This window comes from Planctomycetia bacterium, assembly GCA_034440135.1.
Taxonomy (GTDB): Bacteria; Planctomycetota; Planctomycetia; order Pirellulales; family JALHLM01; genus JALHLM01.
This window is the reverse complement of sequence record JAWXBP010000047.1, coordinates 1-19,019: the sequence shown is the minus strand read 5'-3', so window position 1 is coordinate 19,019 and position 19,019 is coordinate 1. Positions and strand designations below refer to the sequence as shown.

The window sequence follows — 19,019 nt, the reverse complement described above, 5'->3', positions numbered from 1 at the left end:
TGCTCGGCCCGTTCTTTGGGATCGGCTAGAAGCTCTTCCGCGAGGCGGCGATCTTCCTCGTCGGTTGCTCCGCGCGGGCGCGTCCCGGCCAGCGGGCGATTGGTCACCACGCCATCCACGACGCGGACCATGATCTCCGGCGAACTGCCCACGAGCGTCACCTCGGGCATCCGCAAGTAGAACATGAACGGACTTGGGTTCACCACGCGCAGCGAGCGATACAACTCGAACGGCGGGCAATCGAACTTGGTGCGCAATCGCTGGCTGAGCACGACTTGAAAGATGTCGCCGGCGCGAATGTATTCCTGTGAACGCTCGACGGCCGCTTCGTATTCCTGCTGGGTGCAGTTGGACTCGAAGTCGATCCGCGGCAACTCGCCGGCCCCGATGTCGGCCGGTTGCAGGCCGACGTCGGGGCGTGAAAGCCGGGCGACCAACTCATCGACTCGCCGGCAAGCTTCGTCGTAAGCGGCGCGGACGTTGTCCTGGTGCCGATCGATCCGTGCCATCGCCAGGACCGTCACCGTCTTGTTGACGTTGTCGAAGACGACCATCTGGTCGAAAAACGCGAAAGCCAGGTCCGGCAGCGCGCGATCGTCCGTCGGGGCGTTCGGCAATCGCTCCACGTAGCGGACCGTGTCGTACCCGGCGTAGCCGATGGCCCCGCCGCAAAACGGCGGCAGCCCTGGTAACGTTGCGGCACGGAACGACTTGATCCGGGATTCCAGTTCCCCCAAGGGATCGTCGGCCTCGAATTCGTTGCGCTGGCCGTCCTTCTCCACGATCACCCGTCGGCCGTAGGCCAGCAGCCGCATAAACGGGCTGGCCGTGAGGAAGCTGTACCGGCCCACCTTTTCGCCGCCGACCACGCTCTCAAACAGCCCGCCGCAGTCGCCACCGTCGATCTTCTGGAAGGCACTGACCGGCGTCAGCGTATCGGCGGTCAGTCGCCGGTAGACCGGGACGAGCTGCGCCTCGCGGGCCAGGGCGGCGAACTCGGAAAAAGCAGGAAGGTGCGGCATATCGAGGCTGGTCCAAGTGGCTCAACAGGTTCGGTCGCGACCGTCGCGCAGCTTATCAGGGTCGGGTCGGCTATGACAACCGGACCGCCGCCACGCCCGCCGGGTTCGCCGAGCAAATCCCCTTACACTAGCCCGACGCGCAAGCGAGGGGGAGTCAGCGCCGTTCGGCGTTCGACGACTACTCCCCCTCGCTTGCGCGTCGGGCTAGTGGGGTTTTCCAGCTCATTCGCGGCGCAACCCACGCAGCCGCTGGGACATAAGCTAGGTTTCCGTAGGAATTCGTTCGGTCGAGCGTTTGCTGGAGGGTCCGGGACGATGATGCACTACGTGAACATGTTTCTGCGCTATTGCGAGCGCCTCGATCACCAAGGCTGGTTCCTGCTCGGTTTGGCGGTGCTGTTCTTAGGCATCGTCTGTATGCGCGGGTTCGGATCGCGGTCGAACTACTAGGGTCGCTAGAGGCCGCGGATGCGTGCGGCTTAAGGATTGCCAATGACATTTGAACTGCTGGCGAATTTGAGTCTTTGGGATGTACAAGTGCCGACTTCCCTAGCCTTGGCCGCCGTGGCGGTGATGGGCTACATGGTCGGGCGCTGGCGGAATGCGTCGCCGCAGAACATCGTGGCGATCGAATCGCGCCGCGAAGTGAAGCGCGCGCAGTTAGTCGCCAAGGAGCTGGAGCAAATCGCCGAGCAAGTTCGTGTCAATCTCGCCAAGCACCACGCCAGCGTGGCGAATTTCAAAGACCGCGTAAGACAGATGGGCGGCAACAACGCGAACGAAGGCTGGCACGATGTCTGCCGCGAAGCGGAAGACATTCTCGGCCCCACGCTGGAACTCGCACAGCAAATCGCGCGGGCCTACGACGAGATCCGTCAGCAGGGAAATCACTTGATGACGCTGACGGAGATGCGGACGGATCCGCTGACCGGCGTCAACAATCGCCGCGCGCTGGAAGAAATGCTCGGCAATCTCTTCACGATGCGCAGCCGATATGAATTGCCGTTCTCGGTCGCGCTCATCGACGTGGACGGCTTCCGCAAGGTGAACGAAGAAGAAGGGCACGCCCGCGGCGATCGTGTGCTGCAGTCGCTCGCGCGGTTGCTGGCCGATAGCCTCCGCGAGACTGACTTCGTGGCCCGTTACGGCGGCGAGGAGTTCGCCGTGGTGATGCCCCAAACGCCATTGGACGGCGCCAGCCGGAATGCGGAACGGCTGCGGCGCTTGATTCAAGAACGCATCAAGCTGACCGTGAGCGTTGGCGTGGCCGCCGCCGAGGACGGGCAGAACACGCAAGTCCTCTTGGGACACGCCGACCAAGCTCTGCAAGCCGCCAAACAGAACGGCCGCAACACGGTCTGCCAACACGACGGCGAAGAAACGGCGCTCGTACAACCCGAACCATCCGCCCTTGCCCACGCGGAAACAGTCGTGGCCTAGGCCCATCGTCGCTTTGATTCGTTGCTCTCAAGTCATTCTGACGCAACGACTTCCGCGCTCAGCAGAAACAAACGACGACCCCGCGGGGTTGAATGTGGTAGAATCACCACAGGCGAATGGTCTGGTCTTGCGCGGAGTTTGCCATGAAGACGGTTCTGGCCTTGGTTTCGGCGTTCTTGAGCGTGGTGCTGGTTACGCGTAACGCGGCCGCCCAAGCGGACAGCCGGGCATCAAATTCGGGCTCGCGCACGTCGGCCTCCAGCCCTTCCATGTTTAGCGGCAGTGCGTCGCGCTCTGGCGGCGCCGCTGGTGGACGAGGGCAATCCGGCGCCGGCGCCGCGATGGGTCAGAACGGCGAGTTTCAACTCGGTAGCGGCGGCACCACCACCGGCAGCGAGCGCTACATGCGCGGCAACCGGCAGTCCGGCAATTTCGTCGGTTCGGATGCCACCGAAGTCAGCCAGTTTTTTTCCGCCCTGACCGGCGGCCGCGCCGGCGCGGGTAGCGGCGGTGATTCCGGACTGCGCGCGAATAACAATCGCGGCAACGATTTCAACAACCAAGGCCAGGACCAATCCGGTTCCACGACAATTCCGCATCGCTTGGTCGTGTCATTCCGGTATGCCGCGCCAAGAATTCAACTTCCGGTGGTCAATGCCTCGGGCGGAATCACGTTGAAGGGCTTGAACCGCCTGCAGTCGCGGGGCCCGTTGAACGTTGAGCTCCGGGAGCGGACGGCCATCCTCCGCGGGGTCGTTGCCACAGACCACGACCGCGCTCTGGCGGAGACGTTGACGCTCTTGGAGCCCGGGATCTCTCAGGTACAGAACGAGTTGACAGTCGCCGAGTCTCTCCCGACGGTAGAGCCGGCAACCGCGCCGCAGTAACGCCGGTTTGCCTGAATTGTGCTGAGCCCGTGCTCTGCGTGGGCGATCCCAAGCTCGTTGCTTCCGAGGCGCCTGACTGGGTGAGGCCTCCTAAGCCGATGCCGTGCGCACCGCCTGGCATGTCGCTTCCCAAGTCGATCGTCGTCGTGTTCATCCGCGCACGTGATTCCGTCGTGGGCGGCATCGGATCGAAGTAGCCGACCTGTTGCACGCCCTGGGTGACAGGCGGCGTCCGCGTCGGCAGTGCCGGATGATCGACCGCCAAAGTTTCCGGAACCGTGGGATTCATCGGCGGCTTGCCAGGCAACACGTGCCGCGTCTGCTCGCTCAGTACCACGTCTCCTTGCGCGGAGACAAAACGGCAGAGAAGCGAGACTTGCTTCTGCTCGCCGCCAAGCTCGTCGAACGGCAGCCAGAAGTTGTAGGAATGTTTGAGGATGCCCTTGTCGGTATAGTGCGCGGCGAATTGCTCTTCCGTGAACACGAACTTGCGCTCGGGCACGACGTTGTCCTTGAATCCGTCGGTTTCGTTGAAGGCATAAACCGTCAACGTACCGGCGACCTTGACCGGCTTGCCCCCTTCGTTCGCATAGTAGACCAATCGCCCGCCGAAGCCGCGAATGGGCTGACTGGCCCCGCTGGTCATCACGGTTTCCGACCAATTGGCCACGAGCTTCATCGGCCGCTCAAGTTGGCCGTCCTCGCCGGCGCCCCAGGGGATGTTCTTCTTCAGATCAAAGTCCGCGCAACCCACGAGCGTGGCAAGCATGATCGCGAACAAAGAATAGCGGCGCTGCATGGTAAGTTCCGGCGAGTAGGAGGTGCAATTCTGTTTTGAACCGCAGAGTCGCAGAGCTGAATGACGAATTTCTAAATCCGAATGTCGAATGAATATCGAATGAATGTCGAAGCTCGAATGACGAATGTTTGAACGGCGAACAAACCATCTGCCCGACGACATTCAGTCATTCGTCATTCGGATTTGATTCGACATTCGGATTTCGAAATTCGTCATTCACCGCTGTTGCACTACCGCTGTCCCTGCGGGGCCTGGTAATTGACCGGTTGGACTTGTTGCTGCGGCGGCCGTTGCGCCGGAGGCGCGGACGTGCGTTGTACTTGGGGATCCGGGTGCGGGCGCAGTTGGAGTTGATTCGCTTGCGGCTGCACCCCGGGGGGCACGCCGCCGCTGGGCGGGCCGAGCATGGGCGCCTGGCCGTTCTGTGTCGGGTCAATCACCGGCGCGAGCGTCGGTTCGCCAAACGGCGCCTGCATGGGCGTGCCGTTCGGGCCGAGAGTCGGCGTGCCGTCCAGGTTTTGATCCGGATAGATCGTCATCACTTCGCCCTCTTCCCAATCGTCGCCGCGGCCACGCATGCCGCCGTAGCCGTGAATCTTGCGAACGTCGGCCAGGCACCAGTTCATCCGGCCGGCTTCCACTTGCTTGAGCGTTTCCGCTTCTTCCTTGGTGCGGACCACGTGCGGCGTCAGAATAATCAGCAGCTCCGTCTTTTCGTTGGAGACGCTGTCGTACCGGAACAAATTTCCGAGGACCGGAATGCTCGCCAGCAACGGCACGCGGCGATGCACCTGGGAACGGCGATTCGTGAGCAAACCGCCGATCACGATCGTCTGCCCAGAATGAGCGCTGACCGTCGTTTGAGCTTGCGTGATCTCGATGCGCGGCTGGCGGACGACTTCGCCGGTGGCGGAGATCGAGACCGGGATGCCTTCGGCTTCCGGCCCGAGCGCTGACTTTTGGGCGTCGACTTCCATCACCACCAGGTTGTCCGGGCTGGTGCGAGGCGTCACGCCGAGAATCAGACCGACGTCTTCCAACTGCACGTTGTTGATCTGCCCGGTTTCGTTGAGCTGCGTGCCCGTGATCGTCGGGACGCGTTCGCCGACCTGCACGTAAGCAGGTTGATTATCGAGCGTCATAATCTGCGGCCGGCTCAACACGTCCAAGCGGCGCGATTCCTGCAAGGCGCGAATCAAGATGCTGACGCTCTCGCTCGAAGCGCTCAACACGAGGCCGCCGAAGCCGAGGTCGTTGTTGGTGCGGTTCACCGAGAAGTTCGACAACGCCTGGCCGGCCACCTGGCCGCTGTTTCGCAAGGCGCTCGTGCTCACCGCGTTGCCCAACGATTGATTATTGAACGCAAAGCCAGGCGACAACGTCGCAGTTTGAAGTTGCGTCGTGGTGTTCGTAACCACGCCGGCCGGCGTCGAGGTCTGCGACGTTTGCTGGATGTTGGTAATGTTATCCAGGAAGCTGCGATCAAAGAGCAGTGAGTCCTGCAAGCCCAACTCCACGCCGAACTCATCCGTGTTGTTGAGCGCGACTTCGGCGATCAGCACTTGGATCATCACCATCGGCGGCCGCGCGTCGAGCTGCGTGACGAGCTTCTGAATCTCCGGGAAGTAACGCGGCGTGGCGCTGACGATCAGCGAGTTGCTCACCAATTCCGGCACGACGACGACTTCCCGTTCGATTTGCTCGAAGGCCGTGGAAGCCCCGGCCACCAATTGCTGCGTCTCGCGCTCTGTGCGGAGGAATTCGTTGACCGATTCCGCGATCGCGTCCGCCGGCGCGTTGCGCAACCGGTAGACTTGCGTTTCGCGCTGTTGTAAATCGCTTTCGTCGAGCCGCAGCAGGATCGCTTCGACCACGCGGAGGTCCCCCTCGCTGCCAGCCGCGATGATGCTGTTAGTGCGGGTGTCGATCGAGAAGCGGACCGGCAACACGCCGCCCCCTTCGCCCGTGCCGACGACCAGCCGCGCTTGCTGCTGCTGACCGCCGCGGCCCTGTCCGCCCGCGGCGGCTTGACCGAAGAGACCTTGCAACAATTCGGCGAGCGCCGAGGCGTCGCCGCGAATGATTGTGAATACCTTGACCTGCGCGGCGGCGGCCGGCGGTTGATCGAGCTGTTTGATCAATGCTTCGAGCAGTTCCATGCTGGCCGCGGGTGCGGAAACCAGCAATGAGTTCGAGCGTGGCTCCGCCGTAATCCGCACATCGGACAGCACGCCGGATTGCAATTGCCGGCGGCCTTCGCTGTCGATCGCCATGAAGCGAAGCGCGGTGGACTTCATCTGCTGAGCGCGTGACCCGGTCGCACCGCCGCCCTGCGACGGTACGATCGACTGTTGCCCGCCGCCGCCGTCGAAGCCCTGTCCACCGCCTTGACCGCCCCGTCCGCACAAGGCGGACGTCGTGGCCGTCAGCGCGTTTTGCAGCACTTGCTGCATTTCCTCGGCCATTGTGTTTTGCAACGGTACGACGCGCAGCTCGTTTTCCGCGGCGCTCGTGGGATCATCCATCCTTTGAATGAGCGCGCCAACTTCCGCCAAGTCACGCGGGGCCGCCTGCACAATCAAAGAGTTCGTACGATAGTCAGCCGTCGCGATCACGCGGGGAGACAGGCCCGGTACTTCCTGCCCGGCGCCGCCTTGGCCCCCTTGTCCGGCCTGACCGCGCTGCTGATAGAACTGCGTGATCAGCGTTTGCACTTCGGTCGCCGAGGCATGGCGCAGGCGGAATATCTCGAATTGCTTTTGCGGATCGACCGGCTGATCGAGCCGCTTGATGAGCTCCAACGCACTGTCGACGCTCTCACGCCGTCCGATCAACAATAAGGAATTCGGCTTCACGAGCGGCGTGATGCTCACTCGCCCTTGGCGCGGTTGGAGCATCGTGTCGTACAGCGTGGTGACCATCGTGGCCACCGCTTCGCTGTTGGCATTTTCCAGCGGATAAATCTCAATCACCGGCACCGTTTGCGCGGCAATCTGTTCGATCTCGTCGATGATCCGCTGCACCTTTTCCACGTCGGCCTGACGGCCGGTGATGATGATCGCGTCCATCCCTTCGATGTATTCGATGCGCACCTGCCCCAGCAGCGCCGCCAAATCTTCCGCCGTCGGCGGCGTTTCGTCTCCCGGCGGCTGCATTTCCGGTTGGTCGCCCGGCTGCCCCTCTTCGATGGGCTGCCCGTTTTCATCCAACTGTTGGTCGCCTTCCTCGTCTTCCTCGCCTTCCGCGGGCTGTTGGAACAATTGCGTCAGTTGTGTGCCTTGCAACTCATCAGTCCGCGGAGCGCGGCGCACCGCGGTCGTGCCGGCGTCGGCCGGAGCGGCGCCGGTTTGGTAGGCAGTGAGCGCCATTCGCAGTTTCTCGGGCGGCGCTTTGACGACCGGCACCACCTTGGTGCGGTTGCCGTCCGGGCTCGGGGCCGCGAGCAACGCTTCAATCAACCGCGAGGCCTGCGAGACATATGGCTCCTGGCCGTTCACGATCAACGTGCCCTGCCGCGGATCGAATTCGAGTTCGACCTCGCCGCCGCGATCGAGTTGCACTTTGTAGCGCGAGATCTCGCCGATCCGGCTCGTCGGCTTGCTTAATGATTTGTGCCAGATTTGTTCGAGCGACGCAGCCAGCGCCGGCCAGAGCTTGGCTTCCAAGCGAATCGGCTGCTGATTCTGCGCAAGGGGCGTCAACGCCGGAGCGCTTGGCGCGACGGGCCGCGTTTCGGCCGGCGGCTCTGGATTCAGCCAGGCGACGATCTTCGCATGCACGCTGGGCGGCGCGACGACCAACACCTGCATCGTGCGCCGATCGATCGCGAACTTCGCGTTGCGCTCGCGCCCGAATTCCTTCGCGAGATCCGCGTAAGCGCGTTCGAGCTGTGGCGCCGGAAAGCTGTAGGCGTGCAACAGCGGTTCCTCGGCGACACGCGCCGCGGGCCTCGACGGCGGGGCTTGCCCCGCAGCGTAGGGAGCCGAGGCCGCCGCGAGAAACAAAATTCCGGCAAATCTATTCCGCCAGGTCATCGTCCGCTCCTAATCGGAGTGTCTTGAGGCGCATCGCGCCCCGACGGCAAGGTCTGCGCCGTCGGAACAATCGGACTTATCGGAAAGATCGCCGCAGCTTCTCCAGTCAAACCCCCATTCTTGCCGTGGAGTTTGCTGATGACGCTCAGCCCAAAATGGCGAGCCAGCGCAGTTTGCGCGAGAGACGCAAGAAAAGAATCCAGGCGAACTACGCCGCCCGCGCGGAAGCGGTGGAATTGGCGCCCTGGGCGAGCGCCTCAATGCTCTGCCGCCGAGCCATGCGGCAGACTCGCTGCAATTCCGCGAGATCGCGCTCGATCGACTGCAACGCCCATTGTTCCGTGCGGGAATCCGCCGTGTGCCACTGATCGCAGCAGCGGTTGAGATGGTCCAAAACCTCGCGGAGACAAAGTGCCGTTTCGCGTCGATCCATGATGCGACTCCCCTTGGTGGTCCATACGCCGGCAATTGAATGTGCCGACGGTCGCCCTAAATGCAGATGGCGTGCCGAGCACACTGCCGTGGCCCTCATTTCGTGCGTAACCTTCACCACAAACACAAGTTGCGCCGGAGCGACGAGCGTCAGCACGCAGTTATGAAGGGAAAATCTTCTCCGATGCTTGCGTAGGACTTTCAATTCCGCCCGGCAGGACGCTAGCAACGCTGGCACGCTTCGCGCGGTGACTGAACACTTGCACACAACGCCCCGCCGCGCAAAAATACGAAGCGACGGCGATGAGGCTACCCGGAATGGGGAGGAAACCATGAGTGGTACGACGATTGATCGCTTGCAGCTGGTGGCGCCCGAGGGACTCGATGACTCGCTGGAGTTAATCCTCCAGGTCACCGATCCCGAAGTGCTCACGGAATTGACGTCGCGCCGGCATGGCCGCGAACGCCACGATTTCGCCTTAGCGGCGCTCCGCCTGGGCGTGCTTGCGCTGCGGCAAGCGCGCGGACAAATCGACGCCGACACCCTCCGCCGCGAAGGGACGGGACTGCTGAACCAGGTCCAGTTGGCGCTCACGGCGCACCAGAACGATCTGAAATCGTCGCTTTCGTCGACGCTCAAGGAATACTTCGACCCGCAAAACGGCCGCTTCCACGAGCGCGTCGACCGGTTGCTGAAAAAGGACGGCGAGCTGGAATCGCTGCTCGCGCGGAAATTGACCGGCGACGATTCCGAATTGCACCGCGCCCTGACGCGGCACGTCGGCGAGGAAAGTTCGATTTTCAAATTGCTCTCCCCTTCGGAGAGCGAGGGGATTTTGAAATCGATGAAGGACGTGGTCTGCGAGGAGTTGGATCACCAACGCGAACGCGTCCTGAGCGAATTCTCGCTCGACAATAAGGAAAGCGCGCTGCATCGCCTGGTCACGGAGCTGACCGACAACAACGGCAATTTGAAGGACGACCTGAAGAACAAGATCGACTCCGTAGTAAAGGAGTTCTCGCTCGACGATAACGATTCCGCGCTCTCCCGGCTCGTGAGGCAGGTCGATCTCGCCCAGAAGGCGATCTCCAGCGAGTTCTCGCTCGACAACGAGACCTCGGCGCTGTCACGAATGACGACCACAGTCGAATCAACCAACCTGGCGATCAGCCGGCATCTGACGCTCGACGACGAGGGCTCTTCGTTATACCGGCTGAAGCGCGAATTGCTGGACGTGCTCACGCAACACCAGAAACAGTCGCGTGAGTTTCAACTCGAAGTGAGCGAGCAACTCACGCGGATGCAAACGCGGCGCGAAGAATCGGCGCGCTCGACGCGGCATGGAGATGAATTCGAAGCGCAATGCCTGGAGTTCCTGACGGAGGAAACCAAGAAGTGCGGCGACCTGCTTTCCGCCACGGGCCGCGAAACCGGCTTAATGCGCGGCAGCAAGGTCGGCGACGCGGTGATCGAGCTGAATGGAGATAACGTCGCGGGCGGCGCGAAGATCGTCATCGAAGCCAAGGAAGAGAAGGGCTACGACGCCAAGAAAGCCCTAGATGAAATCGAGAACGCCCGCAAAAACCGTGGCGCGGAGATCGGCGTCTTCGTGTTCTCGAAACGCGTGGCGCCGAGTCATCTCGAATCGTTCGAGCGCCATCGCAACGACATCCTTGTCGTCTGGGACGCCGACGACGCGGCCACCGACGTCTGCTTGCGCGCAGCGCTCAGCGTCGCCAAGGCGCTCTGCGTGCGCAAAGCATTGGAGAAAGAAAAGGTCACGTTCGATACGGAACCGATCACCAAGGCGATTCTCGAAATCGAAAAACAGGTGCAGCTTTTCGAGGAAGTCGACAAGGCCGTGGGTACCATCAAGAGCGGCAGCGAGCGGATCGAAAACCGCATGCGCATCGCCCGCGAAACGCTCAACCGCCAGGTCTTCACGCTGCAACAGCAATTGGAGACGATCCGCGAACGGCTGACGCGCGAGTGACACGTTTTCGCGCGAAAGCGCGTTGAAAAGAAAAAGCCCAGGGAAGGCCCTCGATGTCGTTGACGATGGAACGTCTTCGGTGGCCTTCCCTGGGCTTAGCGGCATCGACGCCGAAAGCGCAACGCGCTTGCGCCGCGGCTCACGCCAAAATCTTGTCCACCACCACGCCCGCCACGTCCGTCAGACGAAATTCACGCCCGTTGAAACGGTACGTCAGCCGCGTGTGATCCATTCCAAGTAGGTGCAGGATCGTGGCGTGGAGGTCGTTGATGCTGACTTTATCTTCGACGGCGCGGTGGCCGATTTCGTCGGTCGCGCCGTGCGTGTAACCGCCCTTCACGCCGCCGCCGGCCATCCAGACGGTGAAGGCGTGCGGATTGTGATCGCGGCCCGTGCCTCCCTTTTGCACGATCGGCAGCCGGCCGAATTCGCCGCCCCAGATGACGAGCGTGGAATCGAGCAAGCCGCGCCGTTCCAGATCGGCCAGGAGTCCCGCGATGGGCCGATCCGTTTCGCCCGCGAAGCCAGAGTGATTGTCCTTGATGTTGGTATGGCCGTCCCAGCTCTTTTCGTTTTCTTCGCCGCCGCTATAGATCTGTACGCAACGCACGCCGCGCTCCACGAGGCGCCGGGCAATCAAACATTGCCGCGCAAAATGGGAACAACGTTCGTCATTCAATCCATACAGATCCTGCGTCTCGGCCGTCTCACGATCGACGTCGAGCGCTTCCGGCGCCGCCATCTGCATGCGATAGGCCAATTCGAAACTCTCGATCCGCGCCGCCAATTCCGCTTCGGCCGGATGCTGTGATTGATGCCGATGATTGAGCTGCGCGAGCAAATCCAACTGCGCGCGCTGCGCGGCGTCGGACATCTCGGCCGGGCGCACCAGATCATGAATCGGCGGGCCAGAGTTCGCGAGCGCCGTCCCTTGATACACGCCTGGCAAGAAACCGGAACCCCAGTTTTGCGAATAACCCTTCGGCAACCCGCGCCCCTTGGGGTCGTGCATCACGACGAAGCCCGGCAGGCTGCGATTCTCGGAGCCCAAGCCATACGTAACCCAAGCCCCCACGCACGGAAAGCCCATCCGCGCCATGCCGGTGTTCACTTTGAACAACGCTGGGCTGTGATTGTTCGAGTCCGTGAAGCACGACTTTAGGAACGCCATCTTGTCGACGTGCTGCGCCATGTTCGGAAACAGGTCCGACACCCAAGCGCCGCACTCGCCATGTTGCGCGAAGTTAAACGGCGACTTCATCAACGGGCCGACCTGGTCGGTGAAGAACCCGGTGTTCTGGTCGAACCCAGCGAGTTCCTGCCCGTCGCGGCGTTCCAGTTCCGGCTTGTAGTCCCAGCAGTCGACATGACTGGGCCCGCCGTTCATAAACAGCCAAATCACCGACTTCGCCCGCGACGGAAAATGCCCCGCATGCGGAGCGAGCGGATCCAGACTCTCGGCGGTCGTTGCGGCGAGCCCGGCATCCTCCATCAGGCCCGCCAGCGCCAACATGCCGAACCCGCCCCCGGCCCGCGACAGCAATTGACGACGAGAGAACGGCGAGATGCTCATGGGACCACCGAATTCAGGCGACGGCAGGGGCGGGACGACGCCTCTTACGATAGCCTGGATCGGGGGCTGGCGAAAGTCAGCCGTTCACATTACCAAGCGCTGAGGAATTCAATACGATCCTGAATTTCCTCGGCTGACAGCGTGGCGTGTAGATTACCAAGGCGACGTATCAAATCGCCGATTGGCCGCTGACTTGAAGCAATGATACCAAAGTGACTTCGCCCCGATCGCAGCCACGTTGCGTGAAGAGCTAAGTAGTCGCCGACATTGAAAGTGACTATGGTGCGACGGTTTTCCGAGGCCCAACGAAGTTGCGATTCGTCGTCGCAGCTACGACGCCCCGCTTCCTGTGTTGAAATAGCGTCTATCCCGCGCCGCCTTAGTTCCGAAGCAGAAGCCAAGAAGACATCTTCGTCGATATAGAATTGTATCGCGATCATGACAACTTCAAGTTCGAAAGAATCGCTTTAGCGTTCGCCTCGTCATCGCGAGCCAGATCCTCGTCGATCTCGACTACGTGGTCGTATGCGTAGGCCAGCGCATCATGGACGTCTCCCGGTCGCAGTTGAAACTGCTCGACGATTTCCTCGATGGACTTGTGCTGCCGGTACGCCGTCAGAACCGTTGCGACTCGGACTCGAGTGCCAACGACGACGGCTCGCCCGCCGCAGCGACCTGGAACCTTCTCAATATTGCGATAGTCAAACTTAGGCATTTCTTAGTCCTCCCGTAACGCAGGTACGACGCAACTCATTGTACTCGCCAGCGACCCGATATTCCAACTCGCTCTACTCCGCCGCCACCCCAAAGATCGCCGTCGTATTGTCGCGCAGTACCAGCCGCGCCAGGTCGATCGCGCGCGTTTCGCTCCAGCCGCGGTCGATGATGTAGCGCTCCGCCAGCACTTTCGCGAGGCAACGCTTGTACATGGCGAATTTCGGCAGCGCGAATTCCAGTTTGTACATATCGCTGTAGTAACCGATCTGCTTCGTCGCCGGCACTGCTTCGAGGCGTGCGCCGAGGTCGTGTTCGATGAACGTCGGCGTGTTCGAGTACCACCAGTGGCCGTTCGTCACGACGTTCGGGAAGATCCAACTATAGCTGGCCAACTCCTGATTCGTCACGCTGGCCAGCACCGAAATGGGAAACGTCACGCTTGGGAAGGCGTTGAACAATTCGCGATATTGAATCAGCGACACGCGGCTGTCGTACAGGTCTTGTCCTTGATAGACGCCGCCGGGATAAACGGCGCGATTGACGCCGATCATCAGGTCGAACGGCAAGCGGTGCTCCACGCACATCTCGGCCAGCGTCCAGAACACGAATCGCGACGCCGCCCGCTGTTCGTCGGCGCTGGGGTTGCCGCGCCACAGCGCCGCCAGCGCGCGATCTGCCGTAGCCGCATCGACGGGCGCTGGCGCGAAGTCGGGCGGGAGTGAGATCGCGCAGGCCCGCGCGTTGTGCTTGGTGAAATGCTGGAACAAGTTCGCGATCGCGCGGCGCACGTCGGCCGCGTTTTCGACGGTCATGTTTGTCGACATTTGCAAACGCTCACGCACCGCAGGTTTGACCAGGTGGAACACGACATCGTCCGTGCGCAGGCAGGGAATGTAGCGGCGCGTATCGAACCCGGTGAGGGGATCGTCGAAGTCGTTCGTCAAAAACACGCCGGACAACTTCGAACGCCGCAGCACATCATCGGCCCAGCCGGGCTGACTCATTTGTTTGGCCGAGTTGTCGTAGAGCGCCTCCCAATTGCCGGGCGACAGCCGTTCGTCGTTGAAGCCGAAAAACGTGCGGGCGATTTCGATCAGCCAACTGTATTGCACCGTGTTTTCGATCGGCGCCAGGTTTTCCACCAGGCGGCCGACTTTTTCGCGCGGATCGAGGCCCGGCTCCTCGATGGCTTCGCGGGCCAGACCGGCTGAGTGCGCCAATTCCGTGTAGTAGTGGTAGCCCAGGATGTCTGCCAATGTCTTCGCGGCCGGGGCATGGGGATTGATGTGCGTATGAGGATCTACCAGCGTCCAGCCGTTCATTTCGTCGAACAACCGCGATCGCAATTCCTGAGACATCGCTCGCTCCTTCCACCGTGGGACCAACCGCCAATAACTTGACCAACCGCGTTCAACCTGCCTAGCATGAAGGATAGGTTTGGGAGCCTACAAGAGCCATGCGTTCGTCGCACCGCGGGTTGATTATCGTTTTCGTCTTGCTGGTCTGCGCGCTGGCGTCGCGCGCCGCCGTGGCGCAATCCCGGAGCTATGGGCCCGCCGACATCTCCCGACGTTACAACCCCTACGAACCGACCTCGCGGGCCGTATACGACTACCGCGAGCCGCCCAGCTACGCCGCCTCGCGCCGGAGTTGGGATCCATACACGCCGTACTACAATCGTCCCGCCGTCTGGCCGTACTATCCGGGCTACTACGGCGGCTGGCACTACGGACCTTACGGCTATCGCTACGGGTTCTCGCCCTGGTTCGGCGGCTATGGGCGGTATTCCGCTTACGGGCACTATCACTGGCCGAACTCCTGGCGGATCGCGGAAGTGGGTCCGGCGCCGTTCGATCGGCTCGATTACGCCTGGCGAAGTCCGATTGCGCCGTTTGGTCCGGCGGCGATGATCTCGCCCGTCGATGTTGGTCGAGGATTTCCGGCGGTTCCGGCCGCCGCGGCGTCGGGCGAGTGCTATTATTGGTAGCCCCACCCCCGCATCTCTCCCGCCCTCGCTGGTGTGAAGGAGTCCCACCATGTTTCAATCGCTTTGGCGCGCTTGCGCCCTCGGCGCCCTGGTGTTCGGCGGCCTGCTGACCGCCTTCGCCTCGGCCGAGAATCACACCTACGGCCGCTATGGCCATGACATCGTCCCGTTCGTGCCGGACTCGACCGGTTACGTGGTGATCGCCCCCCAAGGCACAGGCCCCTGGAACGTGCCGCGGCAGAAGATGCGCGAGCGTCCCTACGACGACGGCGTTTACGACAGCAACGGCGGCTGGCAGATCCAATGGAGCTACGCCCCGCGCTACCCGTACGGCTGGTTCGGCGCCGGACGGAACACCACGTATTCACGTTCGCAAAACCCGCACGGCCGCCGCACCGAGTGGCAGGTGAAGTAAGTAGGCGATTGGCGAGCAAGTTGTGGCGCCGTCAGGTTGTGGCAGCGTCAAGTTGTGGCACGGTCTCCCGACCGTGCCACCGGCCCGACCGAAGGTCTCCAATTCCGCGCGCAACCGACCTCGCCGTGTCACGGTCGGGAGACCGTGACACAACACAATTAGGCTAATCGCGACTTCAGAGCCGCTCCCCAGGGCGGCTTTTTCATGCGCAGGCGTGTAGAATCGGCCATATGGCAATGACCGTCTTCGGCACGGAACTCAAATTCGGCCTGGTTCTCGGGGGCATGTTCCTGCTCGCCCTGGTCGTTGTCGTCGCGGTTATCTTTGCGTTGCTAACGCCGCGCCGCCCGAGGGACTGAGGATGAACGTCGAGGCAAAGCCACGGTTTACGCTGGGCAAGCTGCTGTTCATCGTGGCCTGCGCCGCGACGGCCGTTTGGCTCGTCACGCCGCCTTGGTTTTCCAATCCAAGCTGGATACCGGATCGGCCCGAGTACCAGTATCCCGCAATGCAGCACTTGGGCATCAGCAAAATTGTCGAATGGGCTGCCTATTGTCTCGTGGCGCTTCCTTTTCGCCTTGCGACGATCGCGTTCGTCTACGGGATATATGTGATGTCGCGAAAGTTAGCCGGCAGTCGCGGAAGGTGAAACGGTTTGCATCCCAGGCGCGGACAAAGGGCGGCAAATTCTTGAACTGGTGCGTACAATCACTGGTATGGACGAGAACCCGTACCAATCGCCGAAGACTGCTGGCAGCCGGCGTGTAGTGCCCGGCCTACGATGGTTTCTGTTCGCGCTCGCGGCGGTCGCGCTGCTGGCGGCGCTGGTCCTCCCCGCGTTTCAAAGCGCCGAAGAGGCGGACTCAGGTTCCATGTATCGACGTTGGCCTGTCGACAGGGATCTTCCGAGCGATGGTGCTACGCCTCCGTGAGGTGATTGCACTCCGACAGATGATTTCGCGTATCCACAACGTCCATTGGTAGATACTCCACAGGCAGTGCAACGCCATGAAATGGTGGGCTATTACTTGCGGCATCGTCGGCGGAGGTATTCCGTTCCTGCTTGGAACCTGTCTTGTCGGTGAACAGTTGGTTTACAAGGCGATCCATCCGACGCCGCCAGGTATGGGCGCATGTGGTAATCCGATGGTCGTTGCCATCGCTCTGATGGCGCTGGGCACGCCACTGGGTGCAGGCGTCTTCGCTCTTGTTGGATGGCTTCTCAGCGGCTGCGTTGCGTTCTACAAAAACAATCGCGTGGAACCGCCCGAGGAAGTAGCAGCAGCCGCGGCAGTCGAGCATCGATTGGATAACAACCCGTACAGGTCGCCGCTGAGCGCACCAGAGCGCAAGGAACGCCCCGTCAAGGAAATCCCGGACCTTACGTCAGAACAATACAAGAAGCTAGCAATTGTCCTTCTTGAGATTGTTGTGACCCTCGCGATCTTGGGGGGAGTTATGTCGCTCGCAATCATCAGCTGACCAACTGGAAATGGACGAAAACCCGTACAGGTCGCCGCAAAGCGAGCCGGAAGAGATTGCCGGTCATGGCAACCCTGATGCCGGTCGCTCCGGTGAGATACTTAGAGAAGCGCTCATCCTTCTGATCGTGGCTCTATTTGTGTTCGCCTTGTTTTGGCTGGCGGAATTCAACGCCTAACTGGCCAGCACCACACCGCTAAGACACGAACCGCCTGGCACCCACCTTTGACGCGCCCCGCCCCGTTTGCTAGGCTATGGGACTCTCCGGGCCTCCGCAGTGGGCGTTGGTCTGGTTTAGCCGCATTTTTTACGCAGTCCGAGGCCGTATGCGTCCCCGTCAGCAGTCTGGTCCGCCGAAGAAGCGTTCGAAGTCCACGATCCGCACGAAAAAGAAGGACCCGGTCTTCGTGGACGGCCAGCGTCCGCGTCCGATGTACGTGGATTACAAGGACTTGGAGCTGCTCTCCAAGCTCACGAGCCGCCAGGGCAAGCTGCTGGCCCGCCGCAAGAGCGGTTGCACCGCGGCCAGCCAGCACGCGGTCACCAAGGCCGTCAAACGCGCCCGGTTCATGGCCCTGATGCCGTACGTCGGCGACTGATCGTCGATTCGCGTAGGGCGGGCCAGGGCAGCTCGGCAAGTCGTTGCCGGGGCGCTGATCCGCGCACGCCGGATGCTATCGCTAAGAAAATCACCGCGGCCCGCCGTTTCCAAGACGGCGGGCCTGCTTTTTTTCGGTGCAGTGCCGTAGGCCGGAATTGCGGCTGGGATTTGGCCGAGGCTGCTCTGATTGCATCCGGCCCGCCCTACGTGTGATATTCCTTGAGGATCGCCACGACGCGGTCCTGGACCGGGCCACCGGTGACGTGGACTTGGCCGGTGCCGTCCACAAAGACGTTCACCTCGCTGCGCACGCCGAATTCCGGCAGGTAGATGCCGGGCTCCACCGAGAAACAGGTCCGGGGGAGTACGAGGCGTTCCTCGTGGGTTTCCAGGTTGTCCATGTTAGCGCCGTTGCCGTGGGTTTCCTGCCCGATGCTATGGCCGGTGCGATGGACGAAGGCCGCGCCATAGCCGGATTGCTCAATCAGGTTCCGCGCCGCCTGGTCGACTTCCCAACCGTGCAAACGGCGACCGTCGCGATAGGCGGTTTCCACGCAACGGATGGCCGCGTCGCGGGCTTGCCGGACGATCTGAAAGACGCGCTCGTAGGGCTCCGGAACCGTGTCGCCGACGAAGCCCACTCGGGTCAGGTCGCTATATACGCCGCGCGGGCGGTTGAGCTTGGCCCAGAGATCGACGAGGACGAAATCGCCGGCGCAGATTTCGGAATCCTTGCCAGGCTCCGGGGAGTAGTGCGGATCACCGCTATGCGGTCCGACGCCGACGATCGGCGCGTGATCGGTGACGAGTCCGTTCCGCGCGAAATGGTCCATGATCAGCCGCTGCACGTCGGTCTCGCGAATCGATCGGCCGCCGCGGACGCTGTCCGCGATGAACTTCCACACGAGACCATAAGCGGCCACCGTGTGCTTTTCCGCTTCGCGGTGCATGGCCCATTGTTCGTCGTCCCAGGTGGCTTCGAAGAGCTGCACCAGGTCCCCGGAACAAACCACTTCGGCGCCGGCGGCCCGGACGAGTTCGACTGTGCCCGCATCGACGCGCGAGACGTAGGGAATCGCGTTGCGGGCGGAGTATTCCATCGCCACGCGGCCCGCGCCAGCTACCAGGCTCGCGATGCCGGCTTCGAACTCTTCCCAACGGAGATAGGTGATGGTCTCGCCCGGAAGGTGCCCCAGCGTGCCGGGCTCGATCCGGTGGACCAACTTGCGCGGCGCGCCGGTGCGCGGCACAAAGTACGCGAACCGGCGCGTGGCATGCCGGGCGGGATCGATCTTCAGAATCCGCTGCGCCAGCACGTTGCTGCCGCGGAAATCGTAGAGCAGCCAGCCATCGAAATGAAAATCCGCCAACGCCTGCTGAACCGCCGGGATATCGAGCATGGTGCTCCTTCGGACGAAATTCGCGGGGAATTGATGTGAGAACCGCACCATACTAGCCGGTAGCGCCAGCGAGGGAGAGAGGATCTAGCTTAGAGCGCATCTGCGATAGGTCTAGCGCCCTCTGGGCAGTCTACGTCAACTGGTGAATCGCCTTTTTTCAAGGAGGTTTGCCATGGCGGCGGCGTATTCGAAGGAGTTTCGTCGCGAGGTGTTGTCCGCGTGTGACGCTGGCCTGG

Annotated in this window: 20 protein-coding genes; 10 read left to right on the top strand and 10 right to left on the bottom strand. The window is 61.9% G+C overall.

Going from position 1 to position 19,019, the window contains the following annotated elements:
- Positions 1-1,022 (bottom strand): chorismate-binding protein (locus SGJ19_02495; GenBank protein ID MDZ4779105.1); only part of this gene is annotated, 1,022 nt, incomplete at its 3' end.
- Positions 1,023-1,337: 315 nt separating this feature from the next.
- Here SGJ19_02495 and SGJ19_02490 point away from each other — a divergent pair.
- Together SGJ19_02490 and SGJ19_02485 are read left to right on the top strand one after the other, a co-directional pair.
- Positions 1,338-1,472 carry a hypothetical protein gene (locus tag SGJ19_02490; GenBank protein MDZ4779104.1) on the top strand — a complete coding sequence of 45 codons (135 nt, stop codon included), beginning with the start codon at positions 1,338-1,340 and terminating at the stop codon, positions 1,470-1,472.
- Between the two features lie 42 nt (positions 1,473-1,514).
- Positions 1,515-2,462 (top strand): GGDEF domain-containing protein, encoded by a 948-nt coding sequence (locus SGJ19_02485; protein MDZ4779103.1) that lies wholly within the window; start codon positions 1,515-1,517, stop codon positions 2,460-2,462.
- Between the two features lie 103 nt (positions 2,463-2,565).
- On the opposite strand, the gene SGJ19_02480 is transcribed toward SGJ19_02485, so the two are convergent.
- From SGJ19_02480 to SGJ19_02465, 4 genes are all read right to left on the bottom strand, one after another.
- Complete coding sequence (locus SGJ19_02480) at positions 2,566-2,733, bottom strand: hypothetical protein (GenBank protein MDZ4779102.1); 168 nt, start codon at positions 2,731-2,733, stop codon at positions 2,566-2,568.
- A 398-nt stretch (positions 2,734-3,131) separates the two neighbouring features.
- Positions 3,132-4,148 (bottom strand): hypothetical protein, encoded by a 1,017-nt coding sequence (locus SGJ19_02475; GenBank protein ID MDZ4779101.1) that lies wholly within the window; start codon positions 4,146-4,148, stop codon positions 3,132-3,134.
- A 230-nt stretch (positions 4,149-4,378) separates the two neighbouring features.
- Positions 4,379-8,182, bottom strand: a complete 3,804-nt coding sequence (locus SGJ19_02470; protein MDZ4779100.1) for a secretin N-terminal domain-containing protein — start codon at positions 8,180-8,182, stop codon at positions 4,379-4,381.
- A 208-nt stretch (positions 8,183-8,390) separates the two neighbouring features.
- Entirely contained in the window at positions 8,391-8,615 is a 225-nt protein-coding gene (locus SGJ19_02465) for a hypothetical protein (protein ID MDZ4779099.1), read from the bottom strand.
- A gap of 331 nt (positions 8,616-8,946) precedes the next feature.
- Here SGJ19_02465 and SGJ19_02460 point away from each other — a divergent pair, with 331 nt between their 5' ends.
- Complete coding sequence (locus tag SGJ19_02460) at positions 8,947-10,608, top strand: hypothetical protein (protein MDZ4779098.1); 1,662 nt, start codon at positions 8,947-8,949, stop codon at positions 10,606-10,608.
- 139 nt (positions 10,609-10,747) lie between these two features.
- On the opposite strand, the gene SGJ19_02455 is transcribed toward SGJ19_02460, so the two are convergent.
- The 4 genes from SGJ19_02455 to SGJ19_02440 form a co-directional block, all read right to left on the bottom strand.
- Positions 10,748-12,181: a DUF1501 domain-containing protein gene (locus SGJ19_02455; GenBank protein MDZ4779097.1), complete on the bottom strand. Its 1,434-nt coding sequence runs from the start codon at positions 12,179-12,181 to the stop codon at positions 10,748-10,750.
- A gap of 89 nt (positions 12,182-12,270) precedes the next feature.
- Positions 12,271-12,621: a DUF5615 family PIN-like protein gene (locus tag SGJ19_02450; GenBank protein MDZ4779096.1), complete on the bottom strand. Its 351-nt coding sequence runs from the start codon at positions 12,619-12,621 to the stop codon at positions 12,271-12,273.
- A complete protein-coding gene (locus tag SGJ19_02445) occupies positions 12,618-12,896 on the bottom strand; it encodes a DUF433 domain-containing protein (protein MDZ4779095.1) in 279 nt (92 codons plus the stop codon). Before SGJ19_02445 ends, SGJ19_02450 begins: the two co-directional genes overlap by 4 nt.
- Positions 12,897-12,969: 73 nt before the next feature.
- On the bottom strand, positions 12,970-14,256 hold the full coding sequence (locus tag SGJ19_02440) for a glucuronate isomerase (protein ID MDZ4779094.1): 1,287 nt from the start codon (positions 14,254-14,256) through the stop codon (positions 12,970-12,972).
- Between the two features lie 98 nt (positions 14,257-14,354).
- Between SGJ19_02440 and SGJ19_02435 the strand changes: the two genes are divergently transcribed.
- The 7 genes from SGJ19_02435 to rpsR all read left to right on the top strand — a co-directional run bounded on the left by SGJ19_02435 (position 14,355) and on the right by rpsR (position 17,381).
- Positions 14,355-14,885, top strand: a complete 531-nt coding sequence (locus tag SGJ19_02435) for a hypothetical protein (GenBank protein MDZ4779093.1) — start codon at positions 14,355-14,357, stop codon at positions 14,883-14,885.
- A 49-nt stretch (positions 14,886-14,934) separates the two neighbouring features.
- A complete protein-coding gene (locus SGJ19_02430; protein ID MDZ4779092.1) occupies positions 14,935-15,300 on the top strand; it encodes a hypothetical protein in 366 nt (121 codons plus the stop codon).
- 230 nt (positions 15,301-15,530) lie between these two features.
- Entirely contained in the window at positions 15,531-15,659 is a 129-nt protein-coding gene (locus tag SGJ19_02425; protein ID MDZ4779091.1) for a hypothetical protein, read from the top strand.
- A gap of 2 nt (positions 15,660-15,661) precedes the next feature.
- Positions 15,662-15,949: a hypothetical protein gene (locus tag SGJ19_02420; protein MDZ4779090.1), complete on the top strand. Its 288-nt coding sequence runs from the start codon at positions 15,662-15,664 to the stop codon at positions 15,947-15,949.
- A gap of 359 nt (positions 15,950-16,308) precedes the next feature.
- Positions 16,309-16,782: a hypothetical protein gene (locus tag SGJ19_02415; GenBank protein MDZ4779089.1), complete on the top strand. Its 474-nt coding sequence runs from the start codon at positions 16,309-16,311 to the stop codon at positions 16,780-16,782.
- Between the two features lie 10 nt (positions 16,783-16,792).
- A complete protein-coding gene (locus tag SGJ19_02410; protein MDZ4779088.1) occupies positions 16,793-16,960 on the top strand; it encodes a hypothetical protein in 168 nt (55 codons plus the stop codon).
- Between the two features lie 148 nt (positions 16,961-17,108).
- A complete protein-coding gene (gene rpsR / locus SGJ19_02405) occupies positions 17,109-17,381 on the top strand; it encodes a 30S ribosomal protein S18 (protein ID MDZ4779087.1) in 273 nt (90 codons plus the stop codon).
- Positions 17,382-17,586: 205 nt separating this feature from the next.
- Here the strand turns inward: rpsR and SGJ19_02400 are convergent, their stop codons facing one another.
- Positions 17,587-18,783 carry a M24 family metallopeptidase gene (locus SGJ19_02400; GenBank protein ID MDZ4779086.1) on the bottom strand — a complete coding sequence of 399 codons (1,197 nt, stop codon included), beginning with the start codon at positions 18,781-18,783 and terminating at the stop codon, positions 17,587-17,589.
- Positions 18,784-19,019 lie beyond the last annotated feature (236 nt).

Coding starts and splice junctions, on each gene's coding strand:
- SGJ19_02490 (MDZ4779104.1), top strand. CDS start 1,338: ATGATGCACTACGTGAACATGTTTCTGCGCTATTGCGAGCGCCTCGAT.
- SGJ19_02430 (MDZ4779092.1), top strand. CDS start 14,935: ATGTTTCAATCGCTTTGGCGCGCTTGCGCCCTCGGCGCCCTGGTGTTC.
- SGJ19_02415 (MDZ4779089.1), top strand. CDS start 16,309: ATGAAATGGTGGGCTATTACTTGCGGCATCGTCGGCGGAGGTATTCCG.
- SGJ19_02435 (MDZ4779093.1), top strand. CDS start 14,355: ATGCGTTCGTCGCACCGCGGGTTGATTATCGTTTTCGTCTTGCTGGTC.
- rpsR (MDZ4779087.1), top strand. CDS start 17,109: ATGCGTCCCCGTCAGCAGTCTGGTCCGCCGAAGAAGCGTTCGAAGTCC.
- SGJ19_02440 (MDZ4779094.1), bottom strand. CDS start 14,256: ATGTCTCAGGAATTGCGATCGCGGTTGTTCGACGAAATGAACGGCTGG.
- SGJ19_02445 (MDZ4779095.1), bottom strand. CDS start 12,896: ATGCCTAAGTTTGACTATCGCAATATTGAGAAGGTTCCAGGTCGCTGC.
- SGJ19_02460 (MDZ4779098.1), top strand. CDS start 8,947: ATGAGTGGTACGACGATTGATCGCTTGCAGCTGGTGGCGCCCGAGGGA.
- SGJ19_02480 (MDZ4779102.1), bottom strand. CDS start 2,733: ATGGAAGGGCTGGAGGCCGACGTGCGCGAGCCCGAATTTGATGCCCGG.
- SGJ19_02485 (MDZ4779103.1), top strand. CDS start 1,515: ATGACATTTGAACTGCTGGCGAATTTGAGTCTTTGGGATGTACAAGTG.
- SGJ19_02425 (MDZ4779091.1), top strand. CDS start 15,531: ATGGCAATGACCGTCTTCGGCACGGAACTCAAATTCGGCCTGGTTCTC.
- SGJ19_02455 (MDZ4779097.1), bottom strand. CDS start 12,181: ATGAGCATCTCGCCGTTCTCTCGTCGTCAATTGCTGTCGCGGGCCGGG.
- SGJ19_02420 (MDZ4779090.1), top strand. CDS start 15,662: ATGAACGTCGAGGCAAAGCCACGGTTTACGCTGGGCAAGCTGCTGTTC.
- SGJ19_02475 (MDZ4779101.1), bottom strand. CDS start 4,148: ATGCAGCGCCGCTATTCTTTGTTCGCGATCATGCTTGCCACGCTCGTG.
- SGJ19_02465 (MDZ4779099.1), bottom strand. CDS start 8,615: ATGGATCGACGCGAAACGGCACTTTGTCTCCGCGAGGTTTTGGACCAT.
- SGJ19_02400 (MDZ4779086.1), bottom strand. CDS start 18,783: ATGCTCGATATCCCGGCGGTTCAGCAGGCGTTGGCGGATTTTCATTTC.
- SGJ19_02450 (MDZ4779096.1), bottom strand. CDS start 12,621: ATGATCGCGATACAATTCTATATCGACGAAGATGTCTTCTTGGCTTCT.
- SGJ19_02470 (MDZ4779100.1), bottom strand. CDS start 8,182: ATGACCTGGCGGAATAGATTTGCCGGAATTTTGTTTCTCGCGGCGGCC.
- SGJ19_02410 (MDZ4779088.1), top strand. CDS start 16,793: ATGGACGAAAACCCGTACAGGTCGCCGCAAAGCGAGCCGGAAGAGATT.